The sequence below is a fragment of the Arthrobacter sp. SW1 genome, assembly GCF_001766675.1.
GTDB lineage: Bacteria > Actinomycetota > Actinomycetes > Actinomycetales > Micrococcaceae > Arthrobacter.
The window spans coordinates 241,059-264,500 of the sequence record NZ_MJLT01000023.1; the positions used below are offsets into that span (position 1 = coordinate 241,059).

The 23,442-nt window shown below is 67.5% G+C and carries 18 protein-coding genes; 6 read left to right on the top strand and 12 right to left on the bottom strand.

Translation table 11 applies throughout. The features are described from left to right. Positions 1–20: 20 nt before the first annotated feature. The gene (locus BIU82_RS11145) at positions 21–806 is read right to left on the bottom strand and encodes a trans-aconitate 2-methyltransferase (protein WP_070349644.1); all 786 of its coding nucleotides are present in this window, start codon (positions 804–806) and stop codon (positions 21–23) included. Positions 807–864: 58 nt separating this feature from the next. Between BIU82_RS11145 and BIU82_RS11150 the strand changes: the two genes are divergently transcribed. Genes BIU82_RS11150 through BIU82_RS11165 form a run of 4 tightly spaced genes read left to right on the top strand, consistent with a single transcriptional unit; the run spans position 865 to position 6,625 of the window. Next, positions 865–3,411 (top strand): DEAD/DEAH box helicase, encoded by a 2,547-nt coding sequence (locus BIU82_RS11150; RefSeq protein ID WP_070349538.1) that lies wholly within the window; start codon positions 865–867, stop codon positions 3,409–3,411. Between the two features lie 7 nt (positions 3,412–3,418). Beyond that, on the top strand, positions 3,419–4,795 hold the full coding sequence (locus tag BIU82_RS11155; RefSeq protein WP_083292288.1) for a CoA transferase: 1,377 nt from the start codon (positions 3,419–3,421) through the stop codon (positions 4,793–4,795). Next, positions 4,792–5,295, top strand: coding sequence for a GNAT family N-acetyltransferase (locus tag BIU82_RS11160; RefSeq protein ID WP_070349539.1), 504 nt, complete (start codon positions 4,792–4,794; stop codon positions 5,293–5,295). The genes BIU82_RS11155 and BIU82_RS11160 overlap by 4 nt, the downstream gene beginning before the upstream one ends. Further along, positions 5,288–6,625 (top strand): alpha/beta fold hydrolase, encoded by a 1,338-nt coding sequence (locus BIU82_RS11165; RefSeq protein WP_070349540.1) that lies wholly within the window; start codon positions 5,288–5,290, stop codon positions 6,623–6,625. The genes BIU82_RS11160 and BIU82_RS11165 overlap by 8 nt, the downstream gene beginning before the upstream one ends. On the opposite strand, the gene BIU82_RS11170 is transcribed toward BIU82_RS11165, so the two are convergent. From BIU82_RS11170 to coaE, 4 genes are all read right to left on the bottom strand, one after another. Beyond that, positions 6,622–7,938, bottom strand: a complete 1,317-nt coding sequence (locus tag BIU82_RS11170) for an MFS transporter (RefSeq protein WP_070349646.1) — start codon at positions 7,936–7,938, stop codon at positions 6,622–6,624. The genes BIU82_RS11165 and BIU82_RS11170 overlap by 4 nt on opposite strands. 122 nt (positions 7,939–8,060) lie before the next feature. Next, entirely contained in the window at positions 8,061–9,089 is a 1,029-nt protein-coding gene (locus BIU82_RS11175; protein ID WP_070349541.1) for a TerC family protein, read from the bottom strand. A gap of 164 nt (positions 9,090–9,253) precedes the next feature. Continuing rightward, positions 9,254–11,371, bottom strand: coding sequence for an excinuclease ABC subunit UvrB (gene uvrB, locus BIU82_RS11180; protein ID WP_070349542.1), 2,118 nt, complete (start codon positions 11,369–11,371; stop codon positions 9,254–9,256). A 63-nt stretch (positions 11,372–11,434) separates the two neighbouring features. Beyond that, positions 11,435–12,646, bottom strand: coding sequence for a dephospho-CoA kinase (gene coaE / locus BIU82_RS11185; RefSeq protein ID WP_070349543.1), 1,212 nt, complete (start codon positions 12,644–12,646; stop codon positions 11,435–11,437). Between the two features lie 18 nt (positions 12,647–12,664). Here coaE and BIU82_RS11190 point away from each other — a divergent pair, with 18 nt between their 5' ends. Then, positions 12,665–13,351 (top strand): YigZ family protein, encoded by a 687-nt coding sequence (locus BIU82_RS11190; RefSeq protein ID WP_070349544.1) that lies wholly within the window; start codon positions 12,665–12,667, stop codon positions 13,349–13,351. Positions 13,352–13,498: 147 nt separating this feature from the next. Here BIU82_RS11190 and rpsA read toward each other — a convergent pair whose 3' ends face one another. From rpsA to polA, 4 genes are all read right to left on the bottom strand, one after another. Beyond that, entirely contained in the window at positions 13,499–14,974 is a 1,476-nt protein-coding gene (gene rpsA / locus BIU82_RS11195) for a 30S ribosomal protein S1 (RefSeq protein WP_070349545.1), read from the bottom strand. 200 nt (positions 14,975–15,174) lie between these two features. Continuing rightward, positions 15,175–16,107, bottom strand: coding sequence for a polysaccharide deacetylase family protein (locus tag BIU82_RS11200; protein WP_070349546.1), 933 nt, complete (start codon positions 16,105–16,107; stop codon positions 15,175–15,177). 54 nt (positions 16,108–16,161) lie between these two features. Further along, positions 16,162–17,475, bottom strand: coding sequence for a GNAT family N-acetyltransferase (locus BIU82_RS11205; RefSeq protein ID WP_070349547.1), 1,314 nt, complete (start codon positions 17,473–17,475; stop codon positions 16,162–16,164). A 149-nt stretch (positions 17,476–17,624) separates the two neighbouring features. After that, on the bottom strand, positions 17,625–20,459 hold the full coding sequence (gene polA, locus BIU82_RS11210; RefSeq protein ID WP_083292289.1) for a DNA polymerase I: 2,835 nt from the start codon (positions 20,457–20,459) through the stop codon (positions 17,625–17,627). Between polA and BIU82_RS11215 the strand changes: the two genes are divergently transcribed. Further along, complete coding sequence (locus BIU82_RS11215; protein ID WP_070349548.1) at positions 20,458–20,925, top strand: hotdog fold thioesterase; 468 nt, start codon at positions 20,458–20,460, stop codon at positions 20,923–20,925. The two genes, polA and BIU82_RS11215, sit on opposite strands and share 2 nt — an antisense overlap. 60 nt (positions 20,926–20,985) lie before the next feature. Here BIU82_RS11215 and BIU82_RS11220 read toward each other — a convergent pair whose 3' ends face one another. The 3 genes from BIU82_RS11220 to BIU82_RS11230 are packed head-to-tail and all read right to left on the bottom strand — an operon-like array spanning position 20,986 to position 23,406. Continuing rightward, on the bottom strand, positions 20,986–21,540 hold the full coding sequence (locus tag BIU82_RS11220) for a dihydrofolate reductase family protein (protein WP_070349549.1): 555 nt from the start codon (positions 21,538–21,540) through the stop codon (positions 20,986–20,988). Positions 21,541–21,553: 13 nt separating this feature from the next. After that, the gene (locus BIU82_RS11225; protein ID WP_070349550.1) at positions 21,554–22,456 is read right to left on the bottom strand and encodes a hypothetical protein; all 903 of its coding nucleotides are present in this window, start codon (positions 22,454–22,456) and stop codon (positions 21,554–21,556) included. Beyond that, entirely contained in the window at positions 22,453–23,406 is a 954-nt protein-coding gene (locus BIU82_RS11230) for a hypothetical protein (protein WP_139146583.1), read from the bottom strand. The genes BIU82_RS11225 and BIU82_RS11230 overlap by 4 nt, the downstream gene beginning before the upstream one ends. Positions 23,407–23,442 lie beyond the last annotated feature (36 nt).

Sequence of the window (23,442 nt, forward strand, 5' to 3'; positions counted from 1 at the left end):
CGTGTCGCCCTCCCCTGCCTTCAGCGTCCGGCTGCTTTGTGCCCGACGGCGAAGATCCGGCGGAAGGGAAACACCGTTCCGTGCGGTCCGGCCGGGTACGCCTCGCGGAGCAGCGCGGCATACTGCTGCTCGAAGCGGGCGGCATCCTCCGGCGGAAGAGCGGCGAGCACCGGCCGGAGGCCGGTGCCCCGGACCCATTCCAGGACGGGGTCCGGCCCCTGCAGCAGTTGCTGGTAACTGCTCTCCCACGCGTCGGCAGCCCATCCGGCGTCGAGCATGACGGACAGGTAGTCCGCAAGCTCCCCCACGGCGTCGTCATGGCGGAGCACCCCGCCGAGCCGGGACGCCCACTCGGCTGAGGCGGCCAGCTCCCGCATCAGGACATGCGAAGGAGCGCCGAAGTTGCCCGGCACCTGCAGCGCGAACCAGGCGTCGGGCGGCAGGGCGTCCAGCCAGCGCGGCAGGAGGTCCAGGTGGCCGGGTACCCATTGCAGGGCCGCGTTGCTGACGACGACGTCGCATTCCGGGCCTGGCGTCCAGTCCCGGATATCCGCCGCCACGAAGGAAAGGCCCGGCACTGCTGTCGCCAACAGCTCCGCCCGCTCCAGCATTTCCGGCGAGGAATCGACGCCGAGCACCGCCGCACCGGGCCAGCGCGTTGCCAAGGTGGCCGTCAGGTTCCCGGGACCGCAGCCGAGGTCCACCACCTGGCGCGGCGCCTCGGCCGCGATGCGGGCGGTCAGGTCGAAGAACGGCCGGTCCCGGTGGTCGCCGAACTGGACATACTTGGCGGGGTCCCATGCCATGGCCTGTGCCATCTGCTGCCTCCTCGTGAGCGTGTGGCTCCACACTAAGCTGGAAGCAATGAAACTTCTTGAGCAGCTCTCCGGCATGTCCCTTGGCGGCCCGGACGGCGGATCCCCCGAGCCCGACGATATCTACACCCGCTTCGTTGACTGGACGGAGAGCCGCGGGCTCCAGCTCTACCCGGCACAGGACGAAGCCATCATGGAGCTGTCCGCCGGCGGCAACGTCATCCTGGCCACGCCCACCGGCTCAGGGAAATCCCATGTGGCCATCGCGGCCCATTTCACGGCCATGGCACGCGGCGGACGCAGCTACTACACCGCGCCGATCAAGGCACTGGTCTCGGAGAAGTTCTTCGCCCTCTGCGATATTTTCGGCGCGGAGAACGTCGGCATGATCACCGGCGATTCCGGCGTGAACCAGGACGCGCCGATCATTTGCTGCACCGCGGAGATCCTGGCGAACATCGCCCTGCGCGAAGGCGCCGCAGCGGACCTCACCGCCGTCATCATGGACGAGTTCCACTTCTATTCGGATCCGCAGCGCGGCTGGGCCTGGCAGGTGCCGCTCCTGGAACTGCCGCAGGCCCAGTTCCTGCTGATGTCCGCCACCCTCGGTGATGTAAGCCGCTTCGAGAGCGGGCTCACCGAGCTCACGGGACGCCCGACGGCGACCGTCAGTTCCGCGGAACGTCCCATTCCGCTGCACTACTACTACCAGGAGACCCCGGTCCACGAGACCCTGGAGGAACTCCTCGAAACCAAGCAGGTTCCTGTCTATGTGGTGCACTTCAGCCAGCTTGAGGCGATTGAGCGCGCGCAGAACCTGATGAGCATCAACATGTGCACCCGCGAGGAGAAGGACCGGATTGCCGAGCTGATCGCCGGATTCCGCTTCGCCGCCGGCTTCGGCAAGACCCTCAACCGCCTGGTGCGGCACGGTATCGGCGTCCACCACGCCGGCATGCTGCCCAAGTACCGCCGCCTGGTGGAGCAGCTGGCCCAGGCCGGGCTCCTGAAGGTCATCTGCGGCACCGACACCCTCGGCGTGGGAATCAACGTGCCGATCCGTACGGTGCTGCTTACCGCGCTCAGCAAATACGACGGCGTCCGCACCCGCCTGTTGAACTCACGCGAGTTCCACCAGATTGCCGGGCGGGCCGGCCGGGCGGGCTATGACACCGCCGGCACCGTGGTGGTCCAGGCGCCGGAGCACGTCGTGGAGAACGCGAAAGCCATGGCGAAGGCCACCGCGAAATTCGGCAATGACCAGAAGAAGCTGCGCCAGGTGGTGAAGAAGCGCCCGCCCGAAGGCTTTGTCTCCTGGGGCCAGCCGACCTTCACCAAGTTGGTGGAGTCCGTCCCGGATCCCCTGTCCTCCAGTTTCACGATCACCCACGCCATGGTGCTGAACCTGATGGAACGCCCGGGCGATCCTTTCGTGGCCGCCCGCCGCCTGCTGACGGAGAACCATGAGACCCGGCCGGCGCAGCTGAAGCTGATGAAGAAGGCACTGGGGATCTGCCGGGAACTGCTTGCGGCCGGCGTGGTGGAGCGGGTCCCGTCGGAGGAACAGGCAGCCGAGGGCCGTTCGCTCCGCCTGACAGTCCACCTGCAGCCGAACTTCGCCCTCAACCAGCCGCTCTCGCCGTTCGCGCTGGCGGCGCTGGACCTGCTCGACCCGGAGTCGCCGTCGTACGCCTTGGACGTAGTGTCCGTGATCGAGGCGACCCTGGAGAAACCCCGCCAGATCCTCTCCGCCCAGGAGAAGAAGGCCCGCGGCGAAGCCGTGGCGGCCATGAAGGCGGACGGCATCGAGTACGAACAGCGCATGGCGATGCTCGAGTCCGTGAGCTACCCGAAGCCCTTGGCGGAGATCCTGGGTGATGCCTTCGAGGTGTACCGCCGGGCGGCACCCTGGGTGGGCGATTTCGAGCTGGCGCCCAAGTCCGTCATCCGGGACATGTACGAACGGGCCATGAACTTCGGCGAGTTCGTACAGTTCTATGGGCTGGCGCGCTCCGAAGGCATCGTGCTGCGCTACCTCGCGGACGGCTTCCGTGCGCTGCGCCAGACCGTGCCCCAGGACGCACTTCGCGAGGACCTCGAGGACCTCATCGCCTGGCTGGGCGAACTGGTGCGCCAGGTGGATTCCTCCCTGCTGGACGAATGGGAAGAGCTCACCTCCGGCGCCGCACCCACGCCGCACGACGCTCCCCCGCCGCCACCGCCGGCGCTCACCTCCAACATCCGGGCGTTCCGGGTGATGGTCAGGAACGAAATGTTCCGCCGGGTGGAACTGTTCGCGGCGGAAGACTCCGACGCCCTGGGCGAGCTCGACGGCGGCAGCGGCTGGGATGCCGCGCGCTGGGAAGAGGCGCTGGATGACTACTTCGACGAACACGACGACATCGGAGACGGCCCGGATGCCCGTGGCCCCGGGCTGCTCATCATCACCGAGGAGCCAGGGCTGTGGAAGGTCCGGCAGATCTTCGACGACCCCGCGGGCAACCACGACTGGGGCATCTCGGCCGAGGTTGACCTTGCAGCGTCAGATGAGAGTGGAACGGCCGTGGTCACGGTCACGGACGTGAACCGGCTGTAGGCAGTCCATGGAGGCCGTGCCGGACCTGACCGCCAGCTTGCGGGTGCTGCCTGCGCTCCGCAGCCAGGAGCGTGCGCACTGCAGCGGCCCCAGGACCTGGTGGTCCGGCCCGCTCGACGTCGAAGGCCTCGCCTTGGGTGCCGTGCAGGCGGCCGCCACCGCCCTCAACGCGTTGACGTCTTCCACCCGCCATTCGATCGACTCCGTCAGGGTGGCCGCGGCCTTCGATTCCCTGGGGCACCTGCGAATCAACGGGCGCCGGGCCGAAGGATTCGCATCGATGTCCGGCTTCCGGCGGACCGCCGACGGCTGGATACGGCTCCACGCCAACTATCCGCACCACGCCGAACGGCTCCTCCGGGCGCTGTCCGTATCCGCCCCCAGCGAGGTGGATTCTGCGCTTTCCGGCCTTGCCTCAGAGGAGGCGGAAGAGCTGATTGCCGCGAACAACGGGGCCGCGGCCGCTGTGCGGGCGCGGGATGCATGGTGCACGACGGCGATGCATACTGCCGCTGCCGACGGACCGTGGATTGCCTTCTCGCTGTCTGATCCGCCGCGAAAGCGGGGCCGCGCACCATGGCGCCCGGCGCCCGGGGCGGGCCGTCCCCTGACGGGCCTCCGGGTGCTGGACTTGACCCGCGTCATCGCCGGCCCGGTGGCCACCCGCCTTCTTGGCGCCTTGGGAGCGGATGTGCTGCGCATCGACCCACCCGGCCTGCCGGAACTGGCCGATGCCTTCATCGACACGGGTTTCGACAAGCGCAGTGCCGAAGCCGACTTGGCGGAGCCGCTTGTGCTCGACGTGGTCAAGGAATTGATCGCCTCCGCCGACGTCCTCATCAGTGGCTACCGTGGCGGCGCCTTGGCACGCTTCGGCCTGGACCCGGAGTCCCTCAAGGAACAATGGCCCGGCCTGGTGGTGGTCAGCCTGAACGCATGGAGCATCCAGGGGCCGTGGAACGGACGGCGGGGTTTCGACAGCCTCGTACAGGCTGCATCGGGCATCGCGGAAGCGTACGGCAGTGCCGGAGATGATGGCCTTCGGCCCGGTGCACTGCCGGTCCAGGCCCTGGACCATGCCACCGGCTACGGCGTTGCCGCAGCGGCGCTGGCCCTCCTGGCCCAACGGAGCGGCAGCGGGACCGGTGGCACCGCGGACTTGTCCCTGGCGAGGACCGCTGAGGAATTCTTTGCCCTCCCGGCCGCCGCGGCGGGCGGGAAGGTCGTACCGGATCCTCCGTTGTCCACCATGGACAGTCCGTACGGCCCGCTGCTCCACGTGGCTCCTCCGCTGCTGGCCGATGGCCTTCCCCTGGAGTACACGCGCCCGCCCGTCCGTTACGGATCATCCGTACTGGGTTGGCAGGTAAGCTCGAAACCATGAGTGTGATCCGTACCGCAACCCCTGCCGATGTCCCCGCAATCCTCCAGATGATCCACGAGCTGGCTGTCTACGAAAAAGAGCCGGACGCCGTGAAGAACACCCCGGAAATGCTGCACGGCGTGCTGTTCGGCGACAACCCGCGGGTGTTCGCCAACATCGCCGAGAACGAGGCAGGCGAGGTGCGCGGCTTCGCGCTCTGGTTCCTTAACTACTCCACCTGGGAAGGCGTGCACGGCATCTACCTGGAGGACCTCTACGTCACTCCGGAGGCACGCGGCGAGGGCCACGGCAAGGCGCTGCTGCAGCATCTGGCGGCCACCGCCGTCGAGAACGGCTACGCCCGGGTGGAATGGAGCGTACTGGACTGGAACGAACCCTCCATTGCCTTCTACAAGAGCCTCGGCGCCGTGCCGATGGACGAATGGTCCACCTTCCGCCTCACCGGCAACGCGCTCTCGGCGTTCGGCACCGCCGCGGCCAAGGCCCCGGCCCGTGGCTGAGGCGCCCGCAGCCTTGGCCGCCGGGCGTGCGGCCGCTCACCGCATCCGTGCCCGCCACGAGTTCCGCGGGCTGCGGACCGTGGAACACTTCTTCACCGTGCCGCTCAACCACACGCAACCGGGAGGCGAAGAGATCACGGTCTTTGCCCGGGAATACGTCTCCAGCGAGCACACCGAAGCCGAGGCCGCTGCCCTGCCTTGGCTGCTGTTCCTGCAGGGCGGCCCGGGCGGACGCGGCAACCGCGTCACCTCCCTGTCCGGGTGGATGAAGGCCGCGGCCCGCAGCTTCCGGATCCTGATGCTCGACCAGCGGGGCACGGGACTGTCCACGCCCGCAGACCGCACTACCCTGCCCTTGCGTGGCTCAGCGGCGGAACAGGCCGCATACCTGTCCCTGTTCCGCGCCGATTCGATCGTGGCCGACGCCGAACTGATCCGTGCCGCCCTCGGAGCGGCCCCGTGGACGGTACTGGGCCAGAGCTTCGGCGGCTTCTGTGCCCTGACGTACCTGTCCTTCGCGCCGGCCGGCCTGAAGGAAGTCCTCATCACGGGAGGACTGGCGCCGCTGCACGGCCCGGCAGAGCGGGTCTATCGCGCCACCTTCCAGCGGGTTGCCGAACGCAATGCCGAATACTTCGGCTGGTACCCGGAGGACCGGGACACAGTGACCAGGATTGCCCGCCACCTGACAGCGCAGGAAGAACTGCTTCCCGATGGCAGTCGGCTCACCCCGGAACGCTTCCAGATGGTCGGCTCCTTCCTGGGCGGCAACACCCGGGTGGATGCCCTGCATTACCTCCTGGAGGACGCCTTTGTGCCCGGCCCTGGCGGCGAACGGCTCTCCGACGCTTTCCTCGAGCAGCTGCACCCGCACCTCAGCCGGGCCGCGAACCCGTTGTACGCGGCCCTCCACGAATCCATCTACGGGCAGGGACAGGCGACGGACTGGGCCGCATGGCGTGTCCTGGAAGAATTCCCGCAGTTCCGGCCCGACGCCGCCGAGCCCTTGCTGACGGGCGAAATGGTGTACCCGTGGTACTTCGAGCAGGACCCGGCGCTGCAGCCACTGCAGGAAGTGGCGGGGCTCCTTGCCGCCAAGGACGACTGGGCGCCGCTCTATGACCCGGAGCAGCTGGCCGCCAACACCGTGCCGGTGGCCGCCGCCGTATACCGCGACGACATTTACGTGGACTACGAGCTGTCCATGGAGACCGCTGCGGCGGTCCGCGGCCTGCAGGCCTGGACCACCGGCGACTTCCACCACGACGGCATCGCCGAGGACGGCGAGGGCATCTTCACCCGCCTGCTCGGAATGGTGCGGCCGGCCTAGGCGGCCGCGCCCTCCTTACGGAGCATCCGGAGCAACACCGCCGCGATCACGACGGCAGCCAGGAGCCCCGCCGCGAGGTTCAGGCCCGGGTAACCCAGCCAAGCCAGGAGCAGCCCGGAGAATCCGCCGCCCACGGCACCGGCCGCCCCCATCAAGGTGTCCGAAACGCCCTGGACAGTGACCCGGTCTTCCTGCGCCACGCTCTCGGCCAGCAAGGTGGAACCGCCGATCGTCGAGGCGGACCACCCCAGGCCCAGGATGACGAGTCCCGCCGTGACCGCCGCTGTTTCGTGCTGGCCGAATCCCGCCACGCAGCTGGCCGTGATCAGCAAGGCGAAACCCAGTGCGATGGTGGGCAGGCGGCCGGCCCGGTCGGTCAGCCAGCCCATCAGCGGCGAGAGCGCGAACATGCCTGCGATGTGCAGCGAGATCGTGAAGCCGATGATGGTCAGCGCGTCGGTGCCCACATGGTGCGTTCCGTGGTGGCCGGTCAGGGAACCCTCCACCAGTTGCTGCAGGTGCAGCGGCGTCATGGACATGATGCTCACCATGATCCCGTGCGCCGCGACCACCGCGGCCAGCGCCAGCATGGACATCGGTGACGAGCGGACGGCCTTCAGGCCCAGCGAAAGGGAACGGCCGCGCGGGGCCGGTGCGCCGCCGTCGGGCCCTGTTCCGCTCAGCCGGCGCGACAGCAGGAGCGGGTCCGGCCGCAGTCCGGCGATCAACAGCACGGAAGCCAGCAGGAGCCCCGCCGCGGAGAAGACGAACGGTCCCGCCGTAGCGGGCAGCCCCAGGGCCTGGCCGACGGCGGCGCCCGGCTGGATCAGGTTGGGCCCGGCCACCGCGCCGATGGTGATGGACCAGACCACCGTGGACAGGTCGCGGCCGCGGCGTTCCGGATCCGCGAGGTCGACGGCGGCGAAACGGGCTTGGAGGTTCGCGGCGGACCCGAGCCCCAGCAGTGCGCCGCCCAGCAGGAGCAGCACAAAGCTCCCGGCAGTCGCCGCGACAATGATGGACAAGGCCCCGAGCATGGCCGCAAGCATTCCGGTGACCAGCCCCACGCGCCGGCCCCTGCGCTCTGCGAGCCCGGCCAGCGGCAGCGCGGCGACGGCGGCGGCGAGCGTCAGGATGGTGGTCACGGATCCTGCCCAGGCCTCCGAGCCGCTGAGCTGCACGGCCAGGAGGGAACCGATGGAAAGGGTTGCGCCGTTGCCGATGCCGCTGAGCAGCTGCGCTGCGCTCAGGAACAGGACGGTACGCCGCTGGACTGCTGCGGGGTCGAGGGTTTCTGTCGGAGTCAAAGCCACCACCCGAGCATATCCCCGACGGCATCGCCCGCCTCCCGGAAACGGCGGAACCCCGGTCACAAGGTGACCGGGGTTCCAGACGTGTCTTGCTACGGACTGCTGTGCAGGCCGTAAGCGTGCTGCTAGTCGACGTCGCTGAGGCTCTTGCGCGAGTCTTCCTCGAGGCGGGCATCCAGCTTGGACTGCTTGGCCGCCGGGCTCAGGAGGCTGGCAACCACCGCGATGATGATGGTACCGATGATGACCGCCAAGGACACGAAGGTGGGGATCTCCGGAGCCCATTCGATGTGGTGGCCGCCATTGATGAACGGCAGTTCGTTCACGTGCATGGCGTGCAGGACCAGCTTCACGCCGATGAACGCCAGGATCACCGACAGCGCGTGCTTGAGGTAGACCAGGCGGTTCATGAGGCCGCCGAGCAGGAAGTACAGCTGGCGCAGGCCCATGAGGGCGAAGATGTTCGCGGTGAACACGATGAAGGCGCTCTGGGTCAGGCCGAAGATCGCCGGGATGGAGTCGACCGCGAACAGCAGGTCCGTCATGCCGATGGTCACGAAGACGATCAGCATGGGGGTGAAGACCTTCTTGCCGTTCACCGTGGTACGCAGCTTGCCGCCGTCGAACTTCTCGGACATCGGAAGGACCTTGCGGAGCCTGGCAACCAGCGGGTTCTCGGCGCCTTCTTCTTCGTCATGGCCGTCGTCCTTGGCCTGCTTCCAGGCAGTCCAGAGCAGGAAGGCACCGAAGATGTAGAACACCCAGCTGAACTGCTCAATGACCACGGCGCCCAGGGCAATGAAGATGCCGCGCAGGATCAGCGCGATGATGATGCCCACCATCAGCACTTCCTGCTGGTATTTCCGGGGCACGGCGAAGCGGGCCATGATGATGATGAAGACGAACAGGTTGTCGATGCTGAGGCTGTACTCGGTCACCCAACCAGCGATGAACTGGCTGCCGTATTCAACGCCGGTGAAGGCAAACATGGCGCCGGCGAAGGCCAGGGCGAGGGCCACGTAGAAGGCCACCCACAGGCCCGCCTCCTTCATGGACGGCTCGTGCGGGCGCTTGACGACCAGGAGGAGGTCGACAAGCAGGATGATTCCGAGGACGACGAACGAGCCGACCTCGAACCAGACAGGAAGCTGCATGAAAATGCCTTTCGCAGGGTACGTGAAAGCGGTGTAAGTCTCTCCGGCCTGCCTGCGCACTTGGTGCTGAATGGGTGGCCCGCTGCGTCCGGCGAGGCATCTGTGCCTGGCGTGTTGACGGACGTAGCGCTCGGGATACTCCCCTACGTTTCCACTACTTTACCCTAGGCATGCCCGGCAGACTGCATCTGGCGCAGTTCACGCTTGAGTTCACCCACCTCGTCGCGCAGCCGGGCGGCGAGTTCGAACTGCAGCTCCGCGGCAGCGGCATGCATCTGCTCGGTGAGCTGCTCAATAAGGCCCACCAGGTCCTCGGCCGGAGCGGCAGCGAGTCCGTCGCTGCGTACCGTGGCCGCACCCTTCTTGGCCCCCTTGGCACCCTTCGCGGAGGCGATGCCGCGCTTGCCCTTGCCATAATCGAAGCCGCCCAGCAGTGCGTCGGTGTCGGCGTCTTCCCTGGCCAGCTGGTCCGTGATGTCCGCGATCCGCTTGCGCAGCGGCTGGGGATCGATCCCGTTCTCCTGGTTGTACTTCACCTGGATCGCACGGCGGCGGTTGGTTTCCTCGATCGCGTGCGCCATGGAATCGGTGATCTTGTCCGCGTACATGTGGACCTGGCCGGACACGTTTCGTGCTGCACGGCCGATGGTCTGGATGAGTGAGGTGGACGAACGAAGGAAGCCTTCCTTGTCCGCGTCCAGGATGCTCACCAGGGAGACTTCCGGCAGGTCCAGGCCTTCACGGAGGAGGTTGATGCCCACCAGGACGTCGAAGACGCCGAGCCGCAGCTCACGGAGCAGCTCGACGCGGCGCAGGGTGTCGACGTCGGAGTGCAGGTACTGGACCTTGACCCCGTGACCGAGCAGGTAGTCGGTGAGGTCCTCGGCCATGCGCTTGGTGAGCGTGGTGACCAGGACGCGCTCGTCCCGTTCCACGCGGGTACGGATCTCGCCGAGGAGGTCGTCGATCTGGCCCTTGGTCGGCTTCACGATCACCTCGGGGTCGATCAGGCCGGTGGGACGGATGATCTGCTGCACGTAGCCGTCCGCCTTGCCGAGTTCGTACTTGCCCGGGGTGGCGGAGAGGTAGACGGTCTGGCCGATGCGTTCCAGGAATTCATCCCACTTCAACGGCCGGTTATCCATGGCCGAGGGCAGCCGGAAGCCGTGGTCCACGAGGGTGCGCTTCCGGGACATGTCGCCTTCGTACATGGCACCGATCTGCGGCACGGTGACGTGCGATTCGTCGATGACCAGCAGGAAGTCGTCCGGGAAGTAGTCCAGGAGGCAGTGCGGGGCGGAGCCCGCCCCGCGCCCGTCGATGTGCCGGGAGTAGTTCTCGATGCCGTTGCAGAAGCCCATCTGCTGCATCATTTCGAGGTCGTAGGTGGTTCGCATGCGCAGTCGCTGGGCTTCGACCAGCTTGTTCTGGCCTTCCAGGACCTTCAGCCGCTCTGCCAGTTCGTCCTCGATTGCCTTGATGGCCCGGCTCATCCGTTCCGGACCGGCAACATAGTGCGAGGCCGGGAAGACGTACATCTCGGTCTCTTCGCGGATCACGTCGCCGGTGACCGGATGCAGGGTGTAGATGTTCTCGATCTCATCGCCGAAGAACTCGATCCGCAGCGCCAGTTCCTCATACATGGGAATGATCTCCACGGTGTCGCCCCGCACTCGGAAGGTGCCGCGGTGGAAGTCCATGTCGTTGCGGGCGTATTGCATGGAGACGAACTTCCGGAGGAGGTCGTCCCGGTTCATTTCTGCGCCCTTGCGGAGCGTGACCATGCCCGCGATGTACTCTTCCGGCGTGCCGAGGCCATAAATGCAGGACACCGTGGCGACCACCACGACGTCGCGCCGGGTGAGCAGCGCGTTGGTGGCCGAGTGCCGGAGACGTTCCACTTCCTCGTTGATGGAGGAGTCCTTCTCGATGAAGGTGTCCGTCTGCGGGACGTACGCCTCGGGCTGGTAGTAGTCGTAGTAGGAAACGAAGTATTCCACCGCGTTGTTGGGCAGCAGCTCCCGGAATTCGTTGGCCAGCTGCGCCGCGAGGGTCTTGTTCTGCACCAGCACCAGGGTGGGGCGCTGCACCTGTTCGATCAGCCAGGCCGTGGTGGCGCTCTTGCCGGTGCCGGTGGCGCCAAGCAGCACAACGTCCTTTTCACCGTTGTTGATGCGTTCGGTCAGCTCCGCGATGGCGGTCGGCTGGTCACCCGCCGGCTGGTATTCGCTGACGACTTCGAAGGGCGCGACGACTCGGTTGATTTCCTGGGCGAGGCTCATGCATCAAATCTACCCCTGCCCGCGGACAGTTACTGTCCGCGTTCGCGGACCCTTCCGAGCGTCCTAAGAAGAGTACGACGGCGGCTGCCAGCCGCTGCTGTCCGCCCAGGCTTCCATGAGGGGCAGCGCGTGTTCGGTGAACCAGGGCTCCTTCGCTTCGGCGTAACGGGCCGTGCTTGCATCCCCCGCGAAGCGTTCTGCGAGCTTTTCCTTTTCGGCCAGGTAGGCGGCCCTGCCGGACGGGTCGGCGCGGAGCCAGTCGCGGAACAACAGGGCGTACCGCCACCCCGGGCTTCCCGCGACACGCACGTGGACATTGACCGGCTGGCCCGGATCGGCGCTGGCGTGGAAGCGCTTCAGCCAGAGGGCCGGGTCTTCGAATCCGGGTTTCGCCGTATCCCGTCCCGCCCCGGGCACCAGGGGAAAACCGGCGTCGCCGAGCGCGTCGGCGACGCGGTCCGCCGTCGCGAGTGAATCAACGGTGAGCTGCAGGTCGATGACGCCCTTGGCAGGCAAGCCGGGGACCGACGTCGAGCCGATGTGGTCCACGGCAAGCAGCTCCGGAACCGCCTTGCGGATGCGCGCGGCGAGCCGTTCGGCGATGGCCGGCCAGGCCGGATCGGACGGGACCATCCTGGCGCCGCCCTGACGTGCCGCGCGGGTCCGGGTCGCCAGGTTCCTGGCGAAGGGAAGCAGGCGCTCCTCCCAGAGTGCGTCCACCTGTGCCACGATCTCCCCGCGGGAGCCGGCGTTGTCCAGGACCACGTCCGCAGCCGCTAGCCGTTCCTCCCGGCTGGCCTGTGCGGCGATCCTTGAGCGGGCCTCGGCCTCCGACATGCCGCGCAGCGAGGTCATCCTTTGCACGCGGAGCTCCTCCGGTGCGTCCACCACGAGGACCAGGTGGAAGCTGCTCCCCTGCCCCGTTTCGACCAGTAGGGGGATATCCTGGACGACCACGCTGCCGGGGGACGCAGCCCGCATGAGTTCTGCGGCGCGGGCCCGGACCAGGGGATGGACAATCCCGTTGAGGACCTCACGGCGTGCGGGATCGGCAAAAACGATGCCGCCCAGCCGGGCACGGTCCAGCCTGCCGGCCGGGTCCAGGACCTCGTGGCCGAACGCCTCCGCCACACGCTGCAGGCCCTCGGTGCCGCGTTCCACCACCTCGCGGGCGATCACATCCGCATCGATCAGGATGGCGCCCAGCTCATTCAGGCGGGCGGCGACCAGGGATTTTCCGGAGGCGATTCCGCCCGTGAGTCCGATCTTCAACACGCACACTAGACTAGCCCGGTGCCAGAACAAGAGAGCCGGGCCACCGGGTATACCACTTTGGCAGCCGGCGGGGACCTCCGCCACGAAATCGAGATCAAGCGTTCGCGGTTCATCACCGTGCTGCGCCGTTCCTCCGACGAGGAAGCGGCACGGTCCCTCGTGGCGGAGCTCCGCAAGGAATTCCACGACGCCCGGCACCACTGCTCAGCCTTCGTGCTGGGGCCGGACCGGGATGTGCAACGTTCCAGCGACGACGGCGAACCGTCCGGAACCGCCGGAATTCCCATGCTGGAAGCCCTGGTCAAACGGGAGACCCTGCCCGGGGTGAGCGACCTCAGCGACATCAGTGCCGTCGTCGTGCGGTATTTCGGCGGAATCCTGCTGGGCGCGGGCGGGCTGGTGCGCGCCTATTCGGAGTCGGTGTCCTCGGCACTGGACGCCGCTCCCCTGGTGCGCCGGAGGCGCTTGCGGATCTGCACGGTCCCGGTGCCCCACGCCCAGGCAGGCCGGCTGGAAAACGAGCTGCGCGCTGCCGGATTCGTGATGGCGGACAGCAGCTACGAAGCGGACCACACAGTCCTGCGGCTCGCGCTGGCGGACAACGCCGAAGAGATCGCCGACGCCGGCACCCGCCTGGCAGCGCTGACGGCCGGCAGCGCCGGGCTGCTGCCGCAAGGCACCGAGTGGATCGATGGCGGAGCGTAGGCCGGGAGGCCCCTCGCGCTAAGACCCAACGCGGGGTCAGTTACGGCCCATGTTCGGCGGCGACATGGGCCGTAACTGACCCCGCGTTGGTGGTTAAAGGGGAAAGCCCCGTCCGGCGAACCGGACGGGGCTTTCCTTGTGGCTGAATTAGTTGCCGGTGAGCTTCTCGCGCAGGGCGGCGAGAGCCTCGTCCGAAGCCAGGGTGCCCGAGGAAACCTCGGAAGCGGCCGGCTCGGAGGAGTAGCTGGTGGCAGCGGACTCGTTGTCGCCGGAAGCGGCGGCAGCGGCGTCGTCAGCAGCGTGCTGCGCAACCTGCTTCTTGTGGGCTTCCCAACGAGCCTGGGCGTCAGCGTACTGCTGCTCCCATGCGGCGCGCTGTGCTTCGTAGCCTTCGAGCCATTCGTTGGACTCGGGGTCGAAGCCCTCGGGGTACTTGTAGTTGCCCTCTTCGTCGTACTCAGCGGCCATGCCGTACAGAGCCGGGTCGAACTCGGTGCTGTCGGCGTCAACGCCCTCGTTCGCCTGCTTGAGGGAGAGGGAGATGCGGCGGCGCTCGAGGTCGATGTCGATGACCTTGACGAACAGTTCGTCGCCAACGGAGACAACCTGCTCAGCCAGTTCAACGTGGCGGACAGCCAGCTCGGAGATGTGGACCAGGCCTTCGATGCCGTCTTCGACGCGAACGAACGCACCGAACGGAACGAGCTTGGTGACCTTACCCGGAACAACCTGGCCGAGAGCGTGGGTGCGGGCGAAGGTCTGCCACGGGTCTTCCTGGGTGGCCTTGAGGGACAGGGAGACACGCTCGCGGTCCAGATCCACTTCGAGGACCTCGACGGTGACTTCCTGGCCGACCTCGACAACCTCGGACGGGTGGTCGATGTGCTTCCAGGACAGCTCGGAAACGTGGACGAGGCCGTCTACGCCGCCCAGGTCCACGAAGGCACCGAAGTTGACGATGGAGGAAACGACGCCGGGACGGACCTGGCCCTTTTCCAGCTTGTTGAGGAAGGTGGAGCGGACCTCGGACTGGGTCTGCTCGAGCCATGCACGGCGGGACAGAACAACGTTGTTGCGGTTCTTGTCCAGCTCGATGATCTTGGCTTCGATCTGCTGACCGATGTACGGAGCGAGGTCGCGGACGCGACGCATCTCGACGAGGGATGCGGGGAGGAAGCCGCGCAGGCCGATGTCGAGGATAAGACCACCCTTGACGACCTCGATGACGGTACCGGTGACAACACCGTCTTCTTCCTTGACCTTCTCGATGTCGCCCCAGGCACGCTCGTACTGAGCACGCTTCTTGGAGAGGATCAGGCGGCCTTCTTTGTCTTCCTTGGTGAGCACCAGGGCTTCGACCTGATCGCCGACGGCGACAACTTCGCCCGGGTCAACGTCGTGCTTGATGGAAAGCTCGCGGGAAGGGATGACACCTTCGGTCTTGTAACCGATGTCGAGCAGGACTTCGTCGCGGTCGACCTTGACGACGGTACCTTCGACGAGGTCACCGTCGTTGAAGTACTTGATGGTGGCGTCGACAGCGGCGAGGAAGTCCTCGGCGGTACCGATGTCGTTGATCGCGACGACGGGGGTACCGGGCTTCTCGGTGGAGGTGATGGTCATGTAGTAGGGGCTCCGTTGTGGATAGTATGTCGGTCAGGCAAACCGCCCGCAGCCGGTTTCCGGGCCTCGGGACGCAGCACAAGGCCGGGTCATCCTGAATTGTGGATTGTATTGATCACGTGCACGTAGTACACGCCCGTTTATTCTAGTCGTACGCGCCAACGAGGGTCAAAAGCGGTGTCATGGCGACGGACGGCCGGCTACACCAGCCGCGCGCCCACCTCCGCGAGGTGCGCAAACTCCACTCCGCGCTCCAGCAGTTTCGGTAAGGCGGCCGCGTAACCGGCCGCGGTTCCGCCGTCCGGGCGGTTGAAGTGCGCGATCACGATGTCTCCGCCCCGCACCCCGGCCAGCGCAGCGGCGACCTCTGACGCAGCGAAGGTGGCTCCGGCGTCGCCGTTCACACTGAAGTTCACCGGCACCTGGCCGAGTTTCCGCGCGATGGCGGCCGCGACGTCGTCGTAATGGGCCGTCCCGGAGCGGAAGAAGCCGCACGGCTTGCCGCTGAGCTTTTCCAGCACCGCCTGGTTGCCGGTCAGTTCGTCGTACACCGCGCCGACGTCCGTGGTTCCGGGAATTCCATAAGCCTGCCGCCCGTCCACGGACAGCGGCAGGTGCGCGGTGCCGTGGTTGGCGAGCTCGAACAATGGCTCCTTGGCCAGCCCGGCGGCCAGTGCCGGATTGGCCGCGATCCAGCGTCCGTTGAGGAACAGCGTGGCCGGCACCTTCAACTCGCGGAGGGTGTCGAGGAGCCGTTCGTCGCAGGCCGTTCCCCCGGGTCCGCCGCAGGCATCGAAGGTCAGGACCGCCTTCGAACTGGTGCTGCGGGTGGCGACCCCCGGGACTTCCAAACCCCACTGCACCGGCCGCCGGCCACCGAACGCCGCGACGACGGACGCCCGGGACGGCAACGGCGGCCTGCTGGCTGCCGTCGGGGTGGCGGGCGCAGTGCGGACCGGTGCCGCCGCCGTCGGCCGGGCGGAAGGAACGGACGACGGCGGCGCGGGCACGGGCGGTTCCGGTGCCGTTCCGCTGCCCGAGCAGGCAGTGGCGGCACTGACAGCCATGCCTGCGGCGGCGAAGAGAACAGTGCGGCGGCCGGGCAGCCCGGCACCGGTGATGGAGTCCCCCATGGATTCCTGTTCTGTGATGGCCCGCCGGAGCGGGAACTGTTGCGGAACGCGCTGCTAGAAGTGGGTGGCGCAGTGCGTTGGGCGTTCGACGGCGAAAAGCTGCTGCGCGCGGAAAGCGGCACCCGGAGTATGTTCCCGGATCCGCCCTGCCGCGAGCAAGGTCAGCGGGCTGACCGCGCCAAGGTAGATCGAGCCGAGGTCCGCGATGTCGAGGGAAAGATCCGTGGCGGCTCCGTCCGGCGCCTCGGTCACGACAGCATCGCTGCCCGCGGTATTGAGCAGCCAGCGGCCCTCGCCGTGGCCCTGCCCGTCGCTGACATCGAGCACCAGGGTGTCCTTCGCGGCGTAGCGTCGCGCGGAGAGCGCTGCGGGAACATCGAGGATCCTGAGCCAGAGCATGTCCCGGTGGTCGGAGGCGGACACGCAGCGCGGATCCACCAGGGCCCACGCCAGCGGGTCCTCCACCGGAGCGTCCTGCCAGCTGATCTGTTCCACGAGGTCGATGCTGCCCAGGAACTGCCACAGCTCCAGGTAGGCGGCGTCCGTGCCGGCCACAATGTCCAGGAGCTCCACGGTGGTGGGCTTGCTGTCCCATCCGGCGAACTTGTAGGAGACATACCCGTCCACAGTGCCGTCGGCGTCGTAATGCAGGGCGCACTTGACCGTGCGGTCTTCCTTGCCGTCGCGGCCGATCACACCTGAAACGAAGTTCCGGTAGAACTCCTGGCGGATGATCGAGCCCGGCGTGCGGTGGTGGGCTTGGGCGAAAACGGCGGGAGCCAGGTCCAGCAGCACCTTCGGATCGGCGATTTCCACGCTTCCCACGGGGTCGTGGAGCAGCCGGAACTTCGGGCCCGTGTCGACCTTGACGCTGCGTTCGAAGGTGGCCACGCCGAATCCGAAGCGGCCGTAGATGGAGGCTTCGGAAGCGGTGAGGGCGGCCACCGCCGTGCCCGCTTCCTTGGCGGCTGCGAGGTCGCCTTCCATCATCCGCCGGAGCAGGCCCTTGCGGCGGTGCGTGCCGCGGACCGTCACGGAGGTAATCAGGTGGGTCCGCAGCTGCCGGCCGAAGCCGATGTTCATGTCCTTTTCGAAGCTGCCGAAGGTGGCCACCGGATGGTCGGCGTCCAGCGCGTGGGTGGGAGCGCCGGCCGTGAGGTATGCGCCGGTCAGTTCGAAGTTGTCGGCGAGGTGCCTGCCGATGATCTTGTCGATGACCTCGTCAGCGCGGTGTTCGTCATGGAAGCCGTGCCCGACGGCGCGGATCCAGTCACGCGCGCGGCGGTAGCCTGCGTCGTTCCCGGAAGCGGTGTCCTTGGCCGCGGAGCGGAAGCGTTCGATTACGTATTTTTCCTTGGGATCTGCCACCCGAGTAAGCCTAGCCGCCGAGGGCCCCGAAGCGAGCGAAGCGAGCTTTGGGAGGCGGCCGGGCGCTGCCAGACGCACGCAGGGCGCGCCACCATTCCGGCGGCGCGCCCTGCGCGGTGTTTCGTGCCCGGTTTCCCGGGAGCGTCCGGCTAGTGGCCGGCGTCGTGCCAGCTGGTGCCGACGCCGATCTGCACGTCCAGCGGGACGCTCAGCTGCGCTGCGGAGCCCATCTGCTCGGCCACCAGCTTCTCCACGGCCTCGCGTTCGCCCGGGGCGACTTCCAGGACGAGTTCGTCGTGGACCTGCAGCAGCATGCGGGATTTCAGGCCCTGGCTTGCCAGTTCGGCGGACACACCCAGCATGGCGCGCTTGATGATGTCCGCGGCAGAGCCCTGGATGGGCGAGTTCAGCGCGATGCGTTCGGCGAGTTCGCGGTGCTGCCGGTTGGTGCTGGTGAGGTCCGGCAGGTAGCGGCGGCGGCCTTCGATGGTGGAGGTGTAGCCGTCCACGCGCGCCTGCTCGACGACGCCGCGCAGGTAGTCGCGCACGGCACCGAAGCGGTCGAAGTAGTCCTTCATCAGGGTCCGGGCTTCGTCCACCGAAATCTCCAGCTGCTTGGACAGGCCGAAGGAGGTGAGGCCGTACGCCAGGCCGTAGGACATCGCCTTGACCTTGGAACGCATGGCGCTGGTGACGTCTTCCGGGGCCACGTTGAAGATGTGGGAGCCTACGTAACGGTGCAGGTCCTCGCCTTCCTTGTACGCCTGGATCAGTCCTTCATCGCCGGACAGGTGGGCCATGATGCGCATTTCGATCTGCGAGTAGTCCGCGGACAGCAGGCATTCGTAGCCTTCGCTGACCACGAAGATGCCGCGGACACGCCGGCCTTCCTCGCTGCGGACCGGGATGTTCTGCAGGTTGGGGTTGTTCGAGGAGATACGGCCGGTGGCGGCAACATTCTGGGCGTAGTCCGTGTGGATGCGGCCGTCTTCCGCCACGGACTTCTTGAGTGTTTCCACCATCTGGGCAAGCTTGGAGGATTCCCGGTGCGCCATGAGCTGGACCAGGAATTCGTGGCCGGTCTTCTCCAGGAGGGCCTTCAAGGACGCGGCATCCGTGGTGTAGCCGGACTTGATCTTCTTGGTCTTCGGCAGACCGAGCTCCTCGAAGAGGACGGTCTGCAGCTGCTTGGGCGAGCCGAGGTTCACCTCGTGTCCGATGGCTGCGAACGCCTGCTCCTGGGCGTGCTGGACCACCTTGGACAGGTCCGCGAGCTGTTCGTTCATGCGGTCCGTGGACACGGCGATGCCGGCCAGTTCCATGTCCGCCAGGACCCGCGCCACGGGCAGTTCCAGGGTGGTCAGCAGCGCACCGGCCTGGCGGTCGCTGAGTTCCTTCTCGAAGTGCTTGCTGAGGGTGTGCACGACGGCGGCCTGCCGCACCAGCTCGATGGCGGCGGCGTCGTCCGGGCCGTCGCCCAGGTCCAGTTCCAGTTGTCCGGAGGCGGTTGCTGCCGGCGCCAGGGTGATCTTGAGGTGATGCTGGGCGAGTTCCGCCAGCTCATAGCTGCGGCGGTCCGGCTCGATCAGGTAGCCGGAGATCGAGGTGTCATCCACCACGCCTTCAAGGCCCAGGCCGCGGTGGTGCAGGGCCTTCAGGGCAGCCTTGAACTCATGCATCACCTTGGCTTCTTCGGGATCCTTCAGCCAGGCAGCGACGACAGCTTCGGCCTCGGCGTCGAGCGAGGTGAGGTCAATGAAGGCTGCCCCGTTGGCGCGCACTACGGCCAGGGCATCGGCGTCGAAACCGATCCGGCCCGGCGCCATCTGGACCGCAAGGGCCGAGCGCATGCCGGCGCCGTCAGCGAAGAAAGCCTGAAGCTGTGCTGCCTCCACCAGGGCCGTGAACTCCGGAGCGTCGATGGTCTCCGGGGCTTCCCCCGCGGTGTCTTCGCCGTAGAGGTCGAACAGGCGCGTGCGGAGGGTCTTGAATTCGAGTTCGTCGAAGAGTTCCTCGATGGCCTGGCGGATGGGCCGGGGCTCGGCAAGTTCCTGCAGGCCCACGGGAAGGTCCAGGTCCGTCAGGAGCCGGTTGAGCCGGCGGTTGCGCTTGACGGCTTCGATGTTCTCGCGCAGCGCGCCGCCCACCTTGCCGCCGATGGAGTCGAGGTTTTCGAGGATGCCCTCAAGTCCGCCATAGAGGTTGATCCATTTGGCAGCGGTCTTGGGGCCGACGCCCGGAACACCGGCCAGGTTGTCCGCAGACTCCCCCACCAAGGCCGCGAGGTCCGAGTAGCGGTCCGGAGTGACGAAGTATTTTTCCTCGATGGCCGCGGCGTCCATGCGCGGAATGTCGGAGACGCCCTTCTTGGGGTAGAGCACGAAGACGTTGTCCGTGATCAGCTGGAAGGAGTCGCGGTCGCCGGAGACCAGCAACACCTCGAAGCCGGCGGCCTCACCCTGCGCGGCGAGCGTGGCCAGGATGTCGTCCGCCTCGTAGCCGGGCATCTTGATGGTCTTGATGCCCCAGGCTTCCATGACGCGTTCAATCAGCTCGATCTGGCCGCTGAATTCGGCGGGCGTTTCGTTGCGGCCGCCCTTGTATTCGCTGTATTCGGCCTTGCGGAACGTGGTGTCATCCGAAACGTCGAAGGCCACGGCCACGTGGGTGGGCTTCTGGTCCCTGATGAGGTTGATCAGCATGGAAGTGAAGCCGTGCACCGCGTTGGTGTGCTGGCCCGCCGAGGTGGCGAAGTTCTCGGCCGGGAGGGCGTAGAAGGCGCGGAAGGCCATCGAATGGCCGTCGAGGACCAGCAGCCGGGATTGGCCGGCTGCGCCGGTTCCGGGAACGGCGTCCGGCAGGACGACGCCTGACGCCGCTGGCTCTGCCGCCGAGACTTCGACAACGGCGTTTTCGACGGACGGGTTTTCGGCAACAGAGGCCGGTTTGGTTGTTTCGCTCACAGGTGCCAGCCTAGTTGCCATGATGGACAATTTCACGCCGGGCAGGTTCACCGATGAGCTCAACGCCGCAGGCGTTCCGCAGGAACTCCATGGCTGGCTGGAACGCTATGGCGTGGGGGCCCTGGTGGTGAAGATGGGCATCCGTTTCCTGGAGCTGGCACCCGAACGGACCGTGGCCACCATGCCTGTGGAGGGCAACACCCAGGTGGCCGGAATCCTGCACGGCGGGGCGCACGTGGTGCTGGCCGAGACCTTGGGCTCTTTTGCGGCTGCGCTGCACGCCGGACCCGGCCGCCACGCCGTCGGCATCGAAGTGGGCGCCACGCACCACCGTTCAGTGGCCTCGGGCCTGGTCACCGGAACCTGCACGGCCATCCATTTGGGCGGCACCCTCGTGACCCACGAAGTCGTCATGACCGACGACGCCGGACGCCGCCTGTCCACCGCCCGCATTACGAACATGATCCGGGACAACCGGGGCCGCTGAACGCCGGGACCACAGTGCGCCGGGACCACTGAGCGGCTTGGACTCTGTGCCTGGCAGACCCTACCGGTCGGCGCCGCCCGGCAGCCGGTACCGCAGCTCCACCGCCGCCCCGCCGATGGTGCGTGACGAGAGCAACTCAAGGGGCGGCGTCGGGCCGTCCACGGGGAGCAGCCGCTTGCCCGAGCCGAGCACCACGGGGATCAAGGTGACGATCATTTCGTCCAACAGGCCGGCCCGGGCGAACTGCGCCACGAGGTCCCCGCCGCCCACCAGCCAGACGTTGCGGCCCGCCGCGCTGTCGATGAGGTCTCCCGCGAATTCGGCGACGTCTCCGCGGACGAAGGTGATGTCCGCACCGGCAGGCGCGGAGTACTCGCGGTGCGTGAAGATCCAGCACGGCAGGCCCGGATAAGGCCACTTTCCGTCCTCGTGCTGCAGGAGCCAGCGGTAGGTCTGGCCTCCCATCACCACGCAGCCGACCCCGGCCATGAAGGCCTCATAGCCTTCGCTGACGCCCTCCGTGTGGTCGAACTGGAGCAGCCAGGCGAGATCGTCGTCAGGGGTCGCGATGAAGCCGTCAAGGGATGAAGCCACGTAGTACTGGAAAGCCGACATGGCCCCAGCGTACTCACCGCGGCGGAGGGTTCCCAGACCCCGGATTGCCGTACTCCACCCGCACGCTGCCGTCGTCCGGAAGCACCACCACGCGGCCGTCCTTCAGCGTCCAGCCGTCGTTGAGCAGGAAAATCCGGCCGCCGCTGACCACCAGGAGGCGCAGTCCGCTGTAGCGGTAGAGCGGCTCCGCGATACTCCCGGCGGACGCTTCGAGGACGTTCGGTGCCGAGACCGCCAGCCGTTCCTTGCTGTAGACGACGGCGGTGGGCAGCAGTGCGGAACGCTCCTGGTAGTCGACGGCGGCGCCCCGCCCCAGTGCCTGGGCATAGTCGGCTGTCCCCCAAAAGAGCAGCAGCGTCACCAGAACGAACATGAACGCACGCTCCAGCCCGCGCGGAGTCAGGACCGGACTGCGGACGGGCTGCTGCCGGGTACGGCGGCGCAGCGCCACCCCCCAGCTGCCAAGCAGGAGTCCACCGGCGATGAGGTACGGCACGTAGAGCAGCGTGCGTTCCGGCTGCACGGCGACGACGACCCACAGGACGGCGGCGAAAAGATACCCGCCCGCAGCCAGCAGCCCCGCAGCCGCCCGCAACGCCCGCGGGTAGCGGCCCGCGGCTATGAGCTTGTTCAGTGCCCGGTCGGCCATGAGCCAGGCGAGTCCGATGAGTGCCAGCCACGCGAGCGGACGGAAGAGGGACTGGATGCTGCGCAGGATGAAGTCCTGCACGGAGTAGCCGAAGAGGCTCACATCCAGGCCCATGGACTTGGCTTGTGCGTCGCTGCGGGCCCAGCCGAAATACACCAGCAGGGCGGTGGCCACCGTAAGGGGCGGGCCGATGACGGAAAGGACTTCCAGGGTGCGCTGCCAACGCGTGTCCACGAGGGCTTTTCCGGCCGGTTCCTCCCCGCTCACGGCGCGTCCGTGCTTCCGGGTCCTGCCGGGGCGCCGGGGCCTGCGGTGGCCGTTTCGCTCGGGGCCGGCCCGGCGGTTCCCGTCTCCGACGGCGTGCCGCCACCGGTGGGAGCGGCATCGTCGTAGAAGAACTGCGCTTCCCCGGGAGCGTCGAGTGTGTCCGTGATGGAAACGGTGATTGACTCCTTGCCGTTGGCCGGCGGCGTCCTGAAGTACACCGGGAAGTAGTCGCCTTCGCTGCGCGTCTCGACGCCCGCGGGCTCGCCGTCGAGCAGGACCTCGGAGACCCGTACGTAGTAGCCGTCCAGGCGGACCCACGTTCCGCCGGACCGCGGCCCGGACGGGCGGCTGAGGCCGGGCACCGGCACGAAGTCCTCATCCACCACTGTCAGCCCGCCGAGCCGCCGCGGGCAGGCCTCGCCGCTGCCGGCTTCCACTGCGACAGGCGCTGCCGGGTGGGCGTTGTGGTGCTCGACGGCGGCACGCGCCACTGCGAGGACGGCCAGTTCCAGGCAGCGGCCGTCCGGCGGTTGCTGGATGGTGGCCAGCGCTGCCGCGGCTTCCTGCCAGAGCGCAGCAGTGTTGTCCCGCAGGGCGTAGCAGACCGCACCTGTGGCCCGCCAGATGTCCTTGAAGGTGGTGCCGTCGACGCCGTCGCGCAGTTGATCGCAATCGCGGGCCTGGGCGAACAGGTACATCCGCCCTTCCTGGGGGTCGTTGGGACCAACGGGGCCGATGGGGATCCAACGGAGCACCGGCGCCTCGGCGGCAGGTGGCACGTCGGGAACAGGCGGGCCGGGTTCCGGGAGGACCGTCGGTTCGGTGACGGGCGAAGGGCCGACGGGTGTTCCCGCCGTCGTGAGGGCAGGCCCACCCTGCGGGCCGCCACTTTCCGCCGGCGCGGGCGGTCCGCAGGAGACGAGCGCAACCGCGAAGGCGGCAGCAAGCACCGGAGGGAAGCCCCTCCGCGAACGTTTCCGCACCGG

Excerpts from the sequence above, each read along its gene's own strand:
- BIU82_RS11145 (WP_070349644.1), bottom strand. The coding sequence starts at position 806 with ATGGCATGGGACCCCGCCAAGTATGTCCAGTTCGGCGACCACCGGGAC.
- BIU82_RS11150 (WP_070349538.1), top strand. The coding sequence starts at position 865 with ATGAAACTTCTTGAGCAGCTCTCCGGCATGTCCCTTGGCGGCCCGGAC.
- BIU82_RS11155 (WP_083292288.1), top strand. The coding sequence starts at position 3,419 with ATGGAGGCCGTGCCGGACCTGACCGCCAGCTTGCGGGTGCTGCCTGCG.
- BIU82_RS11160 (WP_070349539.1), top strand. The coding sequence starts at position 4,792 with ATGAGTGTGATCCGTACCGCAACCCCTGCCGATGTCCCCGCAATCCTC.
- BIU82_RS11175 (WP_070349541.1), bottom strand. The coding sequence starts at position 9,089 with ATGCAGCTTCCTGTCTGGTTCGAGGTCGGCTCGTTCGTCGTCCTCGGA.
- uvrB (WP_070349542.1), bottom strand. The coding sequence starts at position 11,371 with ATGAGCCTCGCCCAGGAAATCAACCGAGTCGTCGCGCCCTTCGAAGTC.
- rpsA (WP_070349545.1), bottom strand. The coding sequence starts at position 14,974 with ATGACCATCACCTCCACCGAGAAGCCCGGTACCCCCGTCGTCGCGATC.
- BIU82_RS11200 (WP_070349546.1), bottom strand. The coding sequence starts at position 16,107 with ATGGGGGACTCCATCACCGGTGCCGGGCTGCCCGGCCGCCGCACTGTT.
- BIU82_RS11215 (WP_070349548.1), top strand. The coding sequence starts at position 20,458 with ATGATGGACAATTTCACGCCGGGCAGGTTCACCGATGAGCTCAACGCC.
- polA (WP_083292289.1), bottom strand. The coding sequence starts at position 20,459 with ATGGCAACTAGGCTGGCACCTGTGAGCGAAACAACCAAACCGGCCTCT.
- BIU82_RS11220 (WP_070349549.1), bottom strand. The coding sequence starts at position 21,540 with ATGTCGGCTTTCCAGTACTACGTGGCTTCATCCCTTGACGGCTTCATC.